15 protein-coding genes, 1 tRNA gene and 1 riboswitch are annotated in these 14,865 nt (G+C 46.0%); of the genes, 10 read left to right on the top strand and 6 right to left on the bottom strand.

The window, feature by feature from the left end; translation table 11 throughout:
* The first annotated feature begins 16 nt into the window (after positions 1 to 16).
* The 8 genes from ACTS60_RS10045 to thiH all read left to right on the top strand — a co-directional run bounded on the left by ACTS60_RS10045 (position 17) and on the right by thiH (position 7,433).
* Positions 17 to 93, top strand: a tRNA-Asp gene (locus ACTS60_RS10045).
* Positions 94 to 380: 287 nt separating this feature from the next.
* Complete coding sequence (crcB, locus tag ACTS60_RS10040; protein ID WP_005535872.1) at positions 381 to 764, top strand: fluoride efflux transporter CrcB; 384 nt, start codon at positions 381 to 383, stop codon at positions 762 to 764.
* A 61-nt stretch (positions 765 to 825) separates the two neighbouring features.
* Positions 826 to 924, top strand: a riboswitch (TPP riboswitch).
* A 165-nt stretch (positions 925 to 1,089) separates the two neighbouring features.
* Positions 1,090 to 3,030 carry a phosphomethylpyrimidine synthase ThiC gene (thiC, locus tag ACTS60_RS10035; RefSeq protein WP_440888110.1) on the top strand — a complete coding sequence of 647 codons (1,941 nt, stop codon included), beginning with the start codon at positions 1,090 to 1,092 and terminating at the stop codon, positions 3,028 to 3,030.
* Entirely contained in the window at positions 3,030 to 4,445 is a 1,416-nt protein-coding gene (locus ACTS60_RS10030) for a thiamine phosphate synthase (protein ID WP_440888109.1), read from the top strand. The genes thiC and ACTS60_RS10030 overlap by 1 nt, the downstream gene beginning before the upstream one ends.
* Entirely contained in the window at positions 4,432 to 5,205 is a 774-nt protein-coding gene (locus tag ACTS60_RS10025) for a HesA/MoeB/ThiF family protein (protein WP_258472698.1), read from the top strand. Before ACTS60_RS10030 ends, ACTS60_RS10025 begins: the two co-directional genes overlap by 14 nt.
* Before the next feature lie 38 nt (positions 5,206 to 5,243).
* The gene (gene thiS / locus ACTS60_RS10020) at positions 5,244 to 5,498 is read left to right on the top strand and encodes a sulfur carrier protein ThiS (RefSeq protein WP_071236516.1); all 255 of its coding nucleotides are present in this window, start codon (positions 5,244 to 5,246) and stop codon (positions 5,496 to 5,498) included.
* Between the two features lie 5 nt (positions 5,499 to 5,503).
* Positions 5,504 to 6,271, top strand: coding sequence for a thiazole synthase (locus ACTS60_RS10015; RefSeq protein WP_440888108.1), 768 nt, complete (start codon positions 5,504 to 5,506; stop codon positions 6,269 to 6,271).
* Between the two features lie 34 nt (positions 6,272 to 6,305).
* Entirely contained in the window at positions 6,306 to 7,433 is a 1,128-nt protein-coding gene (thiH, locus tag ACTS60_RS10010; RefSeq protein WP_440888107.1) for a 2-iminoacetate synthase ThiH, read from the top strand.
* Between the two features lie 122 nt (positions 7,434 to 7,555).
* Here the strand turns inward: thiH and ACTS60_RS10005 are convergent, their stop codons facing one another.
* Entirely contained in the window at positions 7,556 to 9,346 is a 1,791-nt protein-coding gene (locus tag ACTS60_RS10005; protein WP_440888106.1) for an aminopeptidase P family protein, read from the bottom strand.
* 203 nt (positions 9,347 to 9,549) lie between these two features.
* Positions 9,550 to 10,491 (bottom strand): LysR substrate-binding domain-containing protein, encoded by a 942-nt coding sequence (locus ACTS60_RS10000; protein WP_440888105.1) that lies wholly within the window; start codon positions 10,489 to 10,491, stop codon positions 9,550 to 9,552.
* A 107-nt stretch (positions 10,492 to 10,598) separates the two neighbouring features.
* On the opposite strand from ACTS60_RS10000, the gene ACTS60_RS09995 reads away from it, so the two are divergent.
* Complete coding sequence (locus tag ACTS60_RS09995; RefSeq protein ID WP_440888104.1) at positions 10,599 to 11,792, top strand: multidrug effflux MFS transporter; 1,194 nt, start codon at positions 10,599 to 10,601, stop codon at positions 11,790 to 11,792.
* Positions 11,793 to 11,883: 91 nt separating this feature from the next.
* A complete protein-coding gene (tsrA, locus tag ACTS60_RS09990) occupies positions 11,884 to 12,165 on the top strand; it encodes an H-NS-like global regulator TsrA (RefSeq protein ID WP_005443411.1) in 282 nt (93 codons plus the stop codon).
* Between the two features lie 32 nt (positions 12,166 to 12,197).
* Here the strand turns inward: tsrA and ACTS60_RS09985 are convergent, their stop codons facing one another.
* The 4 genes from ACTS60_RS09985 to ACTS60_RS09970 all read right to left on the bottom strand — a co-directional run bounded on the left by ACTS60_RS09985 (position 12,198) and on the right by ACTS60_RS09970 (position 14,637).
* Positions 12,198 to 12,653 carry a DoxX family protein gene (locus tag ACTS60_RS09985; protein ID WP_211915716.1) on the bottom strand — a complete coding sequence of 152 codons (456 nt, stop codon included), beginning with the start codon at positions 12,651 to 12,653 and terminating at the stop codon, positions 12,198 to 12,200.
* A 10-nt stretch (positions 12,654 to 12,663) separates the two neighbouring features.
* Positions 12,664 to 13,422: an HvfC/BufC N-terminal domain-containing protein gene (locus tag ACTS60_RS09980; protein ID WP_440888103.1), complete on the bottom strand. Its 759-nt coding sequence runs from the start codon at positions 13,420 to 13,422 to the stop codon at positions 12,664 to 12,666.
* On the bottom strand, positions 13,419 to 14,291 hold the full coding sequence (gene bufB, locus ACTS60_RS09975) for an MNIO family bufferin maturase (RefSeq protein WP_440888102.1): 873 nt from the start codon (positions 14,289 to 14,291) through the stop codon (positions 13,419 to 13,421). Before bufB ends, ACTS60_RS09980 begins: the two co-directional genes overlap by 4 nt.
* 85 nt (positions 14,292 to 14,376) lie before the next feature.
* A complete protein-coding gene (locus tag ACTS60_RS09970) occupies positions 14,377 to 14,637 on the bottom strand; it encodes a BufA1 family periplasmic bufferin-type metallophore (RefSeq protein ID WP_440888101.1) in 261 nt (86 codons plus the stop codon).
* Positions 14,638 to 14,865 lie beyond the last annotated feature (228 nt).

Here is a 14,865-nt window from a genome sequence, read left to right as displayed (position 1 = left end):
AATGTCTAACCAGTGCGGAGCGGTAGTTCAGTTGGTTAGAATACCGGCCTGTCACGCCGGGGGTCGCGGGTTCGAGTCCCGTCCGCTCCGCCACTTATTCAGACAAAGCCCTAGCAGTAATGCTAGGGCTTTTTCGTATTTAAATTTTACACATTCTAAGTGATGGTCTTTAATGGCCAATTGATAATTTCAAGTTCTCTCTGATGCTTACTTAATGCACAATCTCAAGCAATGCCATTTAAAATAGTTTAAAAGTGACTCCTGTAACTTTTGAATATTATTAAGATAGCAATGTAAACCTTTGTTGAATTCTAAGATTGTTTCAACAAACTTACTGTAAATTTGATTACAATGTCGCCATTAACTTTTCTGGGGGAATTATGGGGCAACTATCCATTTTGGGTTTTATTGCATTAGGCGGCGCATTTGGTGCATGTTCTCGTTACTTAATTTCTGAACTTTGTGTGATGCTACTTGGTCGTGGTTTTCCATACGGTACATTAACGGTTAACGTTGTTGGCTCATTTATTATGGGTCTACTGATTGCTGCTTTTGAAACTGAGTTAATGGTCACTGACCCATGGCGTCAAATCATCGGCCTTGGCTTTTTGGGCGCATTAACCACATTCTCTACTTTCTCGATGGATAACGTGTTGCTTATGCAGCAGGGCGCTTTCTTTAAGATGGGCTTGAACGTATTGCTGAATGTCGTGTTAAGCATTTCAGCTGCGTGGATTGGTTTCCAATTATTGATGCGTAGCTAGCAAAAACACTCAAATCTTAATCAGGTCGGCTTGGTTTAACCAAGCCGTTTTTATATACTGATTTCACTTGTCGGAGTGCCATAAGGCTGAGACCGTTAATTCGGGATCCGTTGAACCTGATCAGATTAGAATCTGCGAAGGGAACAAGAGAAGATATCTACACCAGAGTTCTATCTGGTCGACCTATCAAATAGTCGAATGTTGTTATAGACGAAGAGCATCCGCTCAACTTGTCCTTAATTCGATTCCTCTTGTCGCATCTATCCGCCAAGCATTTTTATCCCAATACTTTTTATCTAAGCATAACAAAGCAAGGAAAAATGCTATGTCGAGTCGCAAGCAAGCGAGACTGGAAGCAAAACAGTTCATTGATACACTCTCGGTACAACCGTACCCAAATTCAAGCAAAGTCTACGTAGAGGGTTCACGTCCTGATATTCGTGTGCCAATGCGTGAAATATCACTCGCTGATAGCCTTATTGGAGGCACAAAAGAAGCGCCTATTTTCGAGCCTAATGAGCCAGTACGTGTTTACGATACCTCGGGTGTATACACAGATCCAGAACACACCATAGACCTCTACAACGGCTTACCTAAGCTGAGAGAAGGGTGGATTGAAGAGCGTGCCGATACTGAACTACTTAATGAAGTAAGCTCGGTATACACCAAAGAGCGCCTAGAAGATGAAACTCTAGACGAGCTTCGTTACGGAAATCTGCCACGTATTCGACGTGCCAAAGATGGGCAGTGCGTGACTCAATTGCACTATGCTCGCCAAGGTATAATCACCCCAGAAATGGAATACATCGCTCTACGTGAAAATATGGGGCGTGCTCAATACCGCGATGAAGTGCTGAATCAACAACATCCAGGTCAAAGCTTCGGAGCGAATCTTCCAAAAGATATTACCGCCGAGTTTGTGCGTAAAGAAGTCGCCGAAGGTCGCGCGATTATCCCTTCTAATATCAACCACCCAGAATCTGAACCAATGATCATTGGACGTAACTTTTTGGTCAAAGTGAACGCCAATATTGGTAACTCATCGGTGACGTCTTCGATTGAGGAAGAAGTAGAGAAACTAGTGTGGGCGACGCGCTGGGGTGGAGATACCGTTATGGATCTCTCTACTGGACGTAACATTCACGAAACTCGCGAGTGGATTTTGCGTAATAGTCCGGTTCCGATCGGTACCGTACCTATGTACCAAGCGCTTGAGAAAGTGAATGGTGTTGCGGAAAACCTTAACTGGGAAGTGATGCGCGATACTCTGATTGAGCAAGCAGAGCAGGGCGTTGACTACTTCACTATTCATGCCGGTTTACTACTTCGCTATGTGCCAATGACAGCAAAACGCGTTACCGGCATCGTTTCTCGTGGTGGTTCTATCATCGCGAAATGGTGTTTAGCGCATCACCAAGAAAGCTTCTTATATACCCACTTCCGAGAGATCTGTGAAATCTGCGCTAAGTATGATGTGGCACTTTCTCTGGGTGATGGTCTGCGTCCTGGCTCGGTTGCCGATGCTAACGACGAAGCGCAATTTGCTGAGCTTCGTACCCTTGGAGAGTTAACCAAGATTGCGTGGGAATACGACGTACAGGTGATTATCGAAGGTCCTGGTCATGTTCCAATGCATATGATCAAAGAGAACATGGAAGAGCAGTTGGAGCACTGCCATGAAGCTCCTTTCTATACCCTTGGTCCATTGACGACAGACGTCGCTCCTGGTTACGACCATATTACTTCAGGTATTGGCGCTGCCATGATTGGCTGGTATGGCTGTGCGATGCTTTGCTACGTAACGCCTAAAGAGCATCTTGGTTTACCAAACAAAGAAGACGTGAAAGTAGGTATGATCACTTACAAGCTTGCAGCTCATGCTGCTGATTTAGCAAAAGGGCACCCTGGTGCTCAAGTTCGTGATAACGCGCTTTCTAAAGCTCGCTTCGAGTTCCGCTGGGAAGACCAATTTAACTTGTCGCTCGACCCAGATACCGCTCGTGCTTTCCATGATGAAACCTTGCCTCAAGAGTCTGGCAAAGTTGCTCACTTCTGTTCGATGTGTGGACCAAAGTTCTGCTCCATGAAGATCTCGCAAGAGGTACGAGAGTATGCGAAAGATACTGAGCAAGTTGCTGCGGACCAAGCTATATCGATCAAAATGCTGGATGATCCTCTTGAGGGGATGCGTCAGAAATCGCAAGAATTTAGAGACACAGGTTCTGAGTTATACCACCCAGCAGCACATGCCGAGGTAAGTGACTAATGAGCAAAATCCTTATTCCGTCATCATTGATTGAACTAACAGGTTTAGTTCAACAATGTTTGTTGTTGGCGAAAGAACAGGGTTTTAGCATAGAAGACGTTGAGTTGGGTGTGAGCCCAACTCAATCTATTCAGCTTGTTCGCGACCAACAGATTACACATATAACGACTGACCTTATTGGTGGATATAACTTTGAGCCTGAGTGTTCATTTACTCTCTATTACCGTTCTGCTTTGTCGGTAGAAGCGTGTGCTAAGCAACCGTCGAAAGCGATTTATATTGGCATTGCTGATACGCAGGTTTCCGATGAAAAGGAGAAAGTGCTTCAGCTTGATATCTGGCGTCACCCAATCAACGACGAAGTGAGAGCGCTTTCTGTTAAGTCCAAACTCAACGCAATGTTCGATCCCGCACATCACCTTGCTTGGACAGTAACGCTGACAGTACTCGATTTTCCTATCGAAGATGCGTTAACACTTGCTCGAGGAATGCTAGCTCAACAAGCAAATGTTTCACGTGAAACACTATCGAATGACAACCTTGACGAGGGACGATCTTCTCAGTGGGCTGATCAATTTGATGATTTCCCCACACCTGTACTGGAGGATAACCGACTAGGTATTCAAGTTGGTTGGTCTGCACAAGGCGAGAGTGTTAGCTTTCCAAGTCTAACTAAGCAAAGTTTAGGGCTTTACCCAGTCGTTGATGATGTTGCGTGGATTGAGCGTTTACTGCCACTAGGCATCAACACTATTCAACTGCGAATCAAGAACCCACAACAAGCCGATTTAGAACAACAGATCATTCGAGCAATTGAGCTAGGTCGTCAGTATCAAGCACAAGTGTTCATCAATGACTATTGGGAGTTGGCAATCAAGCATGGCGCTTATGGCGTTCACCTAGGACAAGAAGATATAGAAGAATCGAATTTGGCTCAGCTAACTAAAGCCGGTATTCGTCTTGGTCTTTCTACTCATGGTTATTATGAGCTACTGCGCATCGTACAAATTCATCCTAGTTACATCGCGCTAGGGCATATTTTCCCAACCACCACAAAACAGATGCCATCGAAACCACAAGGTTTGGTGCGCTTGGCACTGTATCAAAAGCTGATTGATAGCATTCCTTACGGAAACAAAGATCTGGCTTTCCGTCCTTCGAAAGACAAAACTGTGACTGGCAATGTGCTTGGCTTTCCGACGGTCGCGATTGGTGGCATTGACCAATCTAATGCTGACCAAGTTTGGCAAACAGGTGTTTCTAGCTTAGCAGTAGTGCGTGCTATTACGTTGGCAGAATCACCTCAGTCCGTCATCGAGTGCTTCGCACAACTGATGAAGGAAAGACTGCTAACGTTTACTGATCAGAATTGTGAATTGGTGGATACCAAGAGAGGCGAGCATGCTCACGGATAAGCAGTTCCTTCGCTATCAGCGCCAAGTCGCTCTACCTGAAATTGCCGAAGTTGGGCAAGAGCGTTTGAGCAAATCGCATGTGCTGATCATCGGTTGTGGCGGATTGGGGAGCGCTGCGAGTTTGTACTTGGCGTCAGCGGGCGTTGGTAAATTGGTTGTGGTTGATGACGATGAAGTTGATAGCAGTAACCTACAACGTCAGATCATTTATCGTGAACAAGACCTCCAAGTTGCGAAAACAAAAGCAACTGTAAAACAACTTACTGAACTTAACTCTATGGTCCAAGTTCGTGCCCTCAATAAGCGATTAGACAAAGCACAGCTGAAGCTTGAGGTGATGTTGGCGGATGTGGTGTTGGATTGCACCGACAACATGCCAACACGCCAGCTAATTAACCAAGTTTGTTGCGAACAAAATACGCCGCTCATCTCGGCGGCAGCAATTGGTTGGCAAGGGCAATTCGCTGTCTTTGATTACCAAACACCAAGTGAACAAGAAGCGCAGAGTAAAGCGTGTTACCGCTGTTTGTATCCGTTCGATGAATTACCGCAAACGCAAAAATGCAGTGAGAGCGGTGTCGTCGGTCCGGTGGTGGGGACACTTGGCAACTACCAAGCGATAGCGGCAATTCAAAAACTGGCGACGGGAAAGTTTCATGTTGAGACTGCCAAGTTGCACCTGTTTGATGGATTGAAACTGCAATGGCAAACCATGGCGATAAGCAAAGACAAACAGTGCCAAGTGTGTGCTCAGGTTTAGCTTACGAATAATGGGCAGAATTAAGAGAGTTGGAAGCAATGACGTTATCAGAACAACAAGCAACACAAATGATCGCTGCTGACTTAGATGTGATCACTATTGTCATCAATGACCAGTCACATCAAGTCGCCAGTAAGTCGAGTCTACAGCAAATCATTAGTCAATTTGCGCTGCCTGAAATGGGCTGTGTTTTTGCAATTAATAACAATGTTGTGCCGCGCAGTGAGTGGGCTAGCACAGTTCTTTCACAGGGAGATAGCATCTCTTTGTTTCAAGCGATCGCAGGGGGTTAAAGTCGATGCTTAAAATTGGTGATAAACAATTCGAATCAAGACTGTTCACGGGAACAGGGAAGTTTGCCAACAGCCGATTAATGGCAGAAGCGATTCAAGTGTCGGGATCTCAACTTGCGACCATGGCGTTGAAGCGTGTGGATGTGAACGACCAACAAGACGATATTTTGCTGCCGTTAGTACAAGCGGGTGTGAACTTATTGCCGAACACCTCGGGTGCAAAGAATGCTAAAGATGCTGTGTTTGCTGCGCAACTGGCGCGAGAAGCGTTGGGTACTAACTGGCTAAAACTGGAAATTCATCCAGACCCGAAGTACTTGATGCCCGATCCAATTGAGACACTTGCTGCCGCTGAGCAACTGGTTCGTGAGGGCTTCATTGTCCTTCCTTATTGTCATGCTGACCCGGTTCTGTGTAAACGATTGGAAGAAGTAGGCTGTGCTGCAGTCATGCCATTAGGTGCGCCGATTGGTTCCAACAAAGGGATAGTTTCTCACAATTTCCTAGAGATCATCATCGACCAAGCTAATGTTCCTGTCGTTGTTGATGCGGGTATTGGTGCTCCTTCACATGCCGCGCGTGCGATGGAAATGGGTGCGGATGCCGTGCTCGTCAATACCGCGATTGCGGCTTCAAGCGATCCCGTTGCGATGGCGAGGGCATTTAAGTTGGCGGTAGAGTCGGGGCGTATGGCTTATGAAGCCGGACTTGCAGGTAAGGTTTCTCATGCGGTTGCGTCGAGTCCACTGACGTCATTCCTAGATGAGCTTTAGTCCTAGATTGGTTTAGCTAATAAGCGAGGAAAACATGAGCTTCGTTGAACAATTTAAGCAGCTTAATTGGGATGACATTTCGATGTCGATCTATGCGAAAACGGCACAAGATGTTGAGCGAGCATTGAATAAACCCAAGCGTGACTTGGAAGACTTTAAAGCGCTAATTTCACCAGCGGCTGAAGCGTACTTAGAGCAAATGGCACAACTGTCATACTCGGCAACTCGCAAGCGTTTTGGTAATACCATGTCGCTTTATATTCCATTGTACCTTTCTAATTTGTGCGCCAATGCTTGTACTTATTGTGGCTTCTCGATGGAGAACAGAATCAAGCGTCGTACCTTGAATAGGGACGAAGTGGCTGCAGAAGTCGAAGCCATCAAACGCATGAAGTTCGATAGCGTATTGCTGGTGACTGGCGAACACGAAACCAAAGTAGGCATGAAATACTTTCGCGAAATGGTGCCGATGATTAAGCAACGCTTTAATTATTTGGCGATGGAAGTACAGCCGCTAGATCAAGACGAATACGCTGAGCTCAAGACATTGGGTTTGGATGCGGTGATGGTCTATCAAGAAACGTATCATCCTTCGACTTACGCCGAGCACCATTTGCGTGGCAACAAGATGGATTTCGAATACCGATTGGATACACCCGATCGTCTTGCAAAAGCGGGCATCGATAAGATCGGTATTGGCGCTTTGATAGGATTAGAAGAGTGGCGTACAGATTGTTTTTATGTGGCAGCGCACTTGGAGTATCTTGAGCGCACATATTGGCAGACTCGTTACTCGATTTCTTTTCCGCGTTTACGTCCTTGTGAGGGAGCCAGTTCTTTAAACGGAAAGCAGCCAAAATCAGTCATGACGGATAAGCAGCTTGTTCAGTTGATTTGCGCTTATCGTTTGTTGAATCCAGAGGTGGAGTTGTCATTATCGACTCGTGAATCACCGAAGTTCAGAGACAATGCATTACCGTTAGGCATCACCAGTATGTCTGCTGCATCTAAAACTCAGCCGGGGGGTTATGCGATGGATGATGTTGAACTCGAGCAGTTTGAGATCAGCGATGAGCGAAGTGCAGGTTCTGTGGAAGATATGATACGAGCCAAAGGATTTGACCCTGTGTGGCGAGATTGGCACTCGGCGTATTCTGGTTAAGCAACAAATAGAGTCACTGGTCATCGCTATGTTTCACGTGAAACATAAGTAAAGAAAAGAGGGTTGATGCAAAACATCAACCCACTACTTTTTTCTAGCTTCTAGCTTCTAGCTTCTAGCTTCTAGTTGTGTGCTACAGGTAGCGTTGCTTGACGAAGCCACTCTTTCACATCACCTTCAACTAGTGGGCTAATCTCATCCCATACTTTCTGATGGTAATCATTCAGCCAAGCAAGTTCTGGACGAGTTAGCATATCAACGTTGATATTGCGCTTATCGATTGGGCAGCGTGTTAGCGACTCAAATGACAGAACAGGGAAGTCACCGTTAGTAGGTGTTTCAACAACAAGCTCTAGGTTTTCAATACGGATACCAAACGCATCTGCACGGTAGTAACCTGGCTCGTTGGACAGCACCATACCTTCTGTTAGAGGCACGTCGATTTGCTTCTTCGAAATGCTCGCCGGACCTTCATGAACACTTAAGAAGTGACCAACGCCGTGACCAGTACCATGATCGTAATCGTAGCCTTCCGCCCATAGGTGCTGACGAGCTAGCGTATCGATTTGGTAACCACGTGTGCCTTTCGGGAAACGTGCACGAGCAACACCGATGTGACCTTTTAGTACAAGAGTGAATTGTTTAATCATCTCTTGTGAAGGCTGACCGATCGCAATAGTACGCGTGATGTCTGTCGTGCCATCTAGGTATTGACCACCTGAATCCACTAGGTAAAGCGTGTTCAGTTCTAGCTTACCTGGCTCAGGTTGGTTCTCGTGGTTGTAGTGACACATCGCCGCATTACCACCGGCTGCCGAAATAGTATCGAAGCTAAGATCCATAAGCGTCGGGTCTTCGCTACGGAACGCTTCAAGTTTGTCTGCCAGCGTCGCTTCATCATGCAGGTTACCTGCGACGACTTCAGCATCTAACCAAGATAAGAACTTACTCATCGCCACGCCATCACGGATATGACATGCTTTCATGCCTGCGATTTCAACTGCGTTCTTCGCTGCTTTTGGCATTAGGCATGGGTCAGCTTTACTCACCACTGATGCGCCAGCATTCTGTAGAACCAGCTTAAACCATGCGTTACTTGTCGCAGGGTCAACCAGTACATTCTTGCCAGTTAGGGTTTCTAGTCGTGCTTGCAATGCTTCTGGGTGATGAACCGTCACACCCGCACCAACGTGAGCGTCAAACTCAGCAGGTAGGCGAGCTGGATCTAGGAAGTATTCCACGCTTGAATCTGAATGCAGAATCGCGTGAGAAAGCAGAACCGGAAGACGTGATACATCGAGGCCACGAACGTTGAGTAACCAACAGATAGAATCAAGTGCCGTGATCACTGCGCTGTCTGCGCCGGCTTTTTTTACAAGCTCTGCGATTTCTTGGCGTTTGCTTTCACTTGATTGACCAACCGCTTGTGTTGCCATTAGACGAACATCAGAAACCACTGGAGCAGGGCGATCGTGCCACAGTTCATCAATTGGGTTGCTGTCGAGAATCTTGAGCTCAAGTGCACCAGCAAGTTTCGCCTGTGCCATGTCTAGCCAAGCAGAGTTGTGCATGCGAGGGTCGATTGCCACAGACGCACCATTTGCAAGATGATCTTTAATCCAATCTAGCGCAGGCTCTTCAATCAGGTGGCGGTACTCGAATAGATCAGCAGGAACCTGCTTTGTTACTTGTACCGTGTAGCGGCCATCAACAAAGATAGCGGCTTTGTCTTTGGTGATAACTGCAGCACCAGCAGAACCAGTAAAACCTGTTAGCCAAAGTAAACGCTCGTTGTGCGCGGGTACGTATTCGCCCAAATACTCGTCTTCATGTGGGACAAGTAGGGCATCAATATTATGTTGTGCTAGCCATTCGCGAATTGCATTCACGCGGCTTAGGGTATCGTTGTGCATCTGTGTTATTCCTTCAAATTACCGCTCCTTCATGCTCAGGTGTGGGAGCTGTTTCCATCTGCTTCATGCAGTTTACGATTCTATTGAGGTTCGCAATCACTTCAATAGAGTCGGAGTACAACAGGCCATAGATGAGCCAAAAAGGACTATCGACTGTTAAGCTACTCATTTTACCGTAAGAGCGCAAATCGCGTCCGGGATTTTTATCTAAGATGATCGGTTTTTTGCGTGATCATGGTACGTAGCCAAGTTAAAGCTGGGTCATTTTCTCTGTCTCGGTGCCAGAACAAAGTGTAAGCCATGGGTGGGAATTCGAGTGGTAGAGGCAGTAATGCCATGTCATGCTGCTTGGCTGCCAGCTTCACAAAGTGGCTCGGCGCGGTAAATACGAAGTCAGTGTAAGAACACAAACTGGCCGCGCTGTTAAAGTCCGGTACAGTTACCGCGATATCACGTTCACGACCTATGTCAGCTAAACGATAGTCTAGAAGCCAACGATCGTTGCCATCACAACGTACCTGTACATGACGCAGTGCTAGGTAGGTTTCTAAGTTCCAATTACCACGCAAAGTCGGGTGGTCTTTACGTACGATACACATCTGGTGGTCGCGATAGATTTCCTGTTCACAAATGTCCTCTGGCGGTAGCATGGTTAGCTTGGCATCGTTGATGTCGATGTCTCTGCCTGTCATGCCCAAATCGATTTCACCACGTTGAATCATCTTAAATGTTTGCTCCGACCAAGAATGAGTACTGATGGTCACGCCTGGCGCCGTCCGGAATATTGCAGGCAAGAAGTGGGGCAGAATTAATGGATAGACGCTCTCTACTGCGGCGATTTGGAAACGATACTCACTGCTTTGGGGAGAGAACTCTTCGGGCTGAGTAAGTACTTCAAGTTGGTTTATCAACAGATCCAGTTTCGGTTTGAGGAACAAAGCACGCGGTGTTGGCGTCAATCCATGAGAGTTTCGAGTGAATAAGGGGTCATCAAATTGGGTACGCAATTTGGCTAAGGATTTGCTGACGGCAGACTGGCTCAAGCAAAGTCTGTGGGCTGCTCGAGTGACATTCAACTCTTCTATTAGCACCTTAAAACAGACCAGTAAGTTGAGGTCGATACGCGCCAGTTTCTCTACGTTCACAGTGATTTTCCTTATTGGAATAATGGTCATGATTATACATCATTTCCATTCATATCATCAGATGATTAAGCTTTGCTCAAAAGTTCTTATTCAATTTGGAGTGTTTTGTGTCTAGCCATATTACAAATAGCAAAAAACAGATGGCGCTGTTGACCATGTTAGTTCTGTTCAGTCCGCTTGCGATTGATATCTATCTACCTGCTTTGCCTCTTATCGCATCCACTTTTCAGGTAGAAAATGCATTGGCACAAGACACCATTACTTGGTTCCTATTTGCTATGGGTGTTGGTCAGCTATTCGCTGGTCCCTTGGCAGATAAACTCGGACGTCGAACTGTTGCATTGGGAGGCATCACCATCTACGCATTGAGCGCTTTATTGGCGTGGAGTGCTCAAAATATTGAGTGGATGTTGGCGGCTCGCTTGCTACAAGGCTTAGGTGCGTGTGCAACATCGGTAGCAGCCTTTGCAACAGTTCGCGATATCTTTGGTCCGGAAAAAAGCGGCAAAATGATCAGCTACCTTAACGGTGCGATCTGCTTTATCCCGGCATTGGCGCCGATTCTTGGTAGCTGGTTAACGCAGCAATTTGATTGGCGTGCAAACTTCAGCTTTATGGCTGTTTTTGCTGTTATTGCCGGTGCGCTGATGTTTTCGGGCCTGAAGGAAACTAACCCGGCCACAGAGAAACAAGCGGTCTTTAAATTAAGTCGTTACTGGGCAGTGCTGAGTACGCCGTCATTCATCTTCCACGCATCACTGTGTTTGATGGCGATGGCTGTGATTCTTGCTTACGTAACGTCTGCCCCCGTGGTGTTGATGACAGGTATGGGACTGTCGATGAATGAATTCACTTTCTGGTTTGGTCTGAACGCAGCATTTAATATTGCAGCTTGTATGCTAGCACCGAAATTTATGGATCGCTGGGGTACGCATAATTCGCTTGTTGTGGGTATCTGCTTACTTGCGATTGCTGGTGTGATCATGATGGTGATGAAAGAGCACAACACGGCGCTGTCTTTCATGCTACCAATCTTTATCTCTTCGGTCGGCTTTGCTTGGATTCTTGGCGCCGCAGCAGGTAAAGCGTTGGAACCGTTTGGTGATAAAGCGGGTACTGCGGCTGCACTGCTTGGTTTGTTCCAGATGAGCGGTGCAGGTTTGTTGGTCGGTACGCTACAACGCTTGTCACTCGAGCCGCAAACTCTGATTGCGATTCATATGTGGGTATTACTTCCAGCGTTGGTGATTCTGTTTAGCAAAGCTGGTAAGAACTGGCATACGAAATTGGTGAATGCGTAAAACTTGGTAATTTAGTATTTTCCAATGTTACTAACGCGTGTATATTTGTCATTCAAACTATTCTCGACACCATAACGGAACTCATAAAGTAATGTCGTTAACCACGTATGAAATGGCTCGTATCCTAGAGCAAATGGAAGAGTCACCAGAAAAGGTGATGTTTGGTAAGTTGCTAAACGAATTAGGCAACCAAAGCTCTGAGCGCATTCGTAGCGCGGCAAAACAAGTTCCTGTGCCAGTATTACGTGATCTTGTGTATCAATTTCAGCAAGTGATTGAGTCACGTAAGGGCGAGCAAGTAGAACAGATGGCAAAAGACCTCGCGAAGCAAGGCATCTCTGCTGAAGAGCTACTGGCTTACTTAAACAAATAATAAAAAAATCCCCGCATCATGCGGGGATTTTTTTAGTTGGTAATTTTCTTCTTCAGGATATGGTCGAGAGACAGTGGTCCTGGTCCCCACACAATGACGATAAGAATCATCAAACCCCAGAGTTGGTGGTCATAAAAGCCTTTCTCCCACAGCAGTGGGTAAGAGACCACTGCGATAATATTAAACACAAACAGAATCGCAGCCATCGGGCGGGTAATCAATCCTAGTGCCAAGAACACGGGTAGAACTAATTCTGCTGCCGTACCTAAGTAAGCCGCTAGTTCCCATGGCAGTATTGGTACTTGGTATTCCAGCTCAAATAAATACAGTGTGCTATCCCAAGACGAGATTTTAATTAGCCCTGAATTGAAGAATACCCATGCAACCCACAAGCGACAAAAGAGAAGTAGTAAAGGGACAAAGCCAGCTTGTAGAGTACTGATTAAATCGTCGTACCGATTGACTAAGTTTTTAACCGTATCCGTCATAGAGTGCTCCTTAGATTGATTTCAATGTAAAGCCGTCGACGAGATCGAGTGCCATGATGCTATTGAGATGAGCGAGTAAAACTTCAGGTACTTCGCTCAAACTCTGCTTCTGCTCTAAACATTGCAGCAGTTGGAACACATCGGCATCGAGTGCGTGACACAAGGCTTCTCCATTGGCTTGAATCGAGATAACACCTTGCTGTAATTGGTTGATATTAAGTTGTTCGAACTGCCCAGTTTGAATTGCGCTAAACAAATCAAAGACTGCGTAGCTAGAGTCAAAGCTGCGGCAGCCTTGCTTAAGATGCAAAACCAAAGCGGGTTGTTGCTCTTCACTCACTTCTCTAAGTAACGTAAGCGGTTTTAATTCTGCTGCATTGGGTTGTTCATACTGTGCTTGACGAGCGAGGTCGATATGCCATTCAAAGCGCGCGACTTCAGGGCTGTAAGGCGCTTGTGCGATCACCTGACTGAACTGCATGATGGTGTCTTGGAAGCCTTCGCCATAATGCACCACATTCCCTTCTTCTAATGGATAAGAGAGAACATGCTGGCGAGCTATCTGTACAAAGCATTCTTCACCAAGCAGCGCTTCAACCATTGGGTAGGTCGCGGATAACACTTCACTTAAGCTGACGATAAAGTTATTGCGGTAAATCTGCATGCGTTCATCCGCGGTAAACTCATCACTGGCAATATCGCAATCTTCACCCAGTGCTTGATAGTGTAGGGCTTTAGCAAACTGGCTTTGTAAGGTGGCTAGATTCATGATGCCTTCCTTGGTTCACTATGCTTGTTAGGGAGTGTGCCTTGCAGCAACAGTTGCGATGCTTTCTGTGCCTCTCCGAGTAAGACTTCTGGCGCAGGGATATCCAAATCCCATTCAATCAGCGCATGGCGTGGACCGTGTTTTTTTGTCCATTGCGCGAACAGCTGCCAAACTTCATCACTGACTGGACGGCTATGGGTATCAATCCAAATCTCACCTTTGTCGAGTTGTTTGATGGTAAAACCTGCCAAGTGAATCTCATCCACTTTGTCGGCTGGAATCGCATCTAGGTATGTGTCGCAATCAAAACCGTGATTGAAGGCCGACACATAAACGTTGTTTAAGTCGAGCAACAAACGACAGTCAGTGCGCTTTTGCACTTCGGTAAGAAACTCCCATTCGCTGATGGTCGAATGCTGGAATTTCACATAACTAGATGGATTTTCTATCAAGATCTCGCGCTGCAAATAGTCTTGTACTTCATTCACGTTGCGAGTGAACACTTTAAGCGCTTCTTCCGTGTATGGCAGTGGAAGCAGATCATTGAAGTAGTGACCGCCGTTTTCACTCCAGCTTAAATGGTCAGAAACAAGAAACGGTTCGATTGAGTCAATCAGCGCTTTAAGTTGAGCAAGGTGCTTTTGATTCACACGCTCCACGGAGCCTAACGACAGGCTAATGCCGTGACAGCTGATTTGGTATTGCTCGCGAAGCGCTTGTAGTTGATGGCGTTCTGCTGCGTTGGGTTGAAAGTAGTTTTCACTGTGAATTTCTAACCAAGATAACTCGGGCTTATTTTGACTAAAGTAATCGAGGTGAGGGGTTCTTAATCCAACTCCAACAAGGTCGTGGAAGGTGTGGTGTTTCACGTGAAACTCCTTTTCAAATAGAGCGGGAAGAGAAGGATGCGTTGGTGAGCATCAACGCACCCTCACAGTAGCGAGCGATGGAAGATTATGAAGAAGTAGTGCTACCGCCTGCTAGTTTGTCACATAGCCCTTTAGGAACGACTATGAAGGCGTCTTGTTGGTTGTCTTCTTTAGCAGTACCAGCGCATGAGCTGCTTTTCGTTGCACAGTCGTTTTTACCTGCTTTAGAAACGCCATAGCATTTTTCTTTTTCAGCAGCGACAGCTGGAGCTGCAGTTAGCATTGTGCCACCAAGCGCTAGAAGACCAGTAACCGCAGCAGTAACAGCTAGATTCGACTTTTTCATAATAAATTCCTCTGAATGATTTCCTTTACTTTAAGTTGGCAAGATGAATCACCTGTTTTGGCGTTTTTGCTATCAGCTTGCTTAACTTAAAAGATAGGAAATGGACTAAAAAACTTTCACAAAAATTTGCCAAACAAATAGGTTTAATGGTGATAATTTATATAACGTATTGATATTTTGAGTGAAAAATCGACAAATTTTTTATGAATTTTTGTCTAATCTGAACAG

The organism is Vibrio sp. WZ-1, assembly GCF_052037695.1.
Taxonomy (GTDB): Bacteria; Pseudomonadota; Gammaproteobacteria; order Enterobacterales; family Vibrionaceae; genus Vibrio.
The sequence above is the reverse complement of the archived record's forward strand: the minus strand, read 5'-3'. Positions and strand labels throughout refer to the sequence as shown.

Excerpts from the sequence above, each read along its gene's own strand:
- thiC (WP_440888110.1), top strand. The coding sequence starts at position 1,090 with ATGTCGAGTCGCAAGCAAGCGAGACTGGAAGCAAAACAGTTCATTGAT.
- ACTS60_RS10005 (WP_440888106.1), bottom strand. The coding sequence starts at position 9,346 with ATGCACAACGATACCCTAAGCCGCGTGAATGCAATTCGCGAATGGCTA.
- crcB (WP_005535872.1), top strand. The coding sequence starts at position 381 with ATGGGGCAACTATCCATTTTGGGTTTTATTGCATTAGGCGGCGCATTT.
- tsrA (WP_005443411.1), top strand. The coding sequence starts at position 11,884 with ATGTCGTTAACCACGTATGAAATGGCTCGTATCCTAGAGCAAATGGAA.
- ACTS60_RS09985 (WP_211915716.1), bottom strand. The coding sequence starts at position 12,653 with ATGACGGATACGGTTAAAAACTTAGTCAATCGGTACGACGATTTAATC.
- thiH (WP_440888107.1), top strand. The coding sequence starts at position 6,306 with ATGAGCTTCGTTGAACAATTTAAGCAGCTTAATTGGGATGACATTTCG.
- ACTS60_RS09970 (WP_440888101.1), bottom strand. The coding sequence starts at position 14,637 with ATGAAAAAGTCGAATCTAGCTGTTACTGCTGCGGTTACTGGTCTTCTA.
- ACTS60_RS10030 (WP_440888109.1), top strand. The coding sequence starts at position 3,030 with ATGAGCAAAATCCTTATTCCGTCATCATTGATTGAACTAACAGGTTTA.
- thiS (WP_071236516.1), top strand. The coding sequence starts at position 5,244 with ATGACGTTATCAGAACAACAAGCAACACAAATGATCGCTGCTGACTTA.
- ACTS60_RS10025 (WP_258472698.1), top strand. The coding sequence starts at position 4,432 with ATGCTCACGGATAAGCAGTTCCTTCGCTATCAGCGCCAAGTCGCTCTA.
- ACTS60_RS10015 (WP_440888108.1), top strand. The coding sequence starts at position 5,504 with ATGCTTAAAATTGGTGATAAACAATTCGAATCAAGACTGTTCACGGGA.
- ACTS60_RS09980 (WP_440888103.1), bottom strand. The coding sequence starts at position 13,422 with ATGAATCTAGCCACCTTACAAAGCCAGTTTGCTAAAGCCCTACACTAT.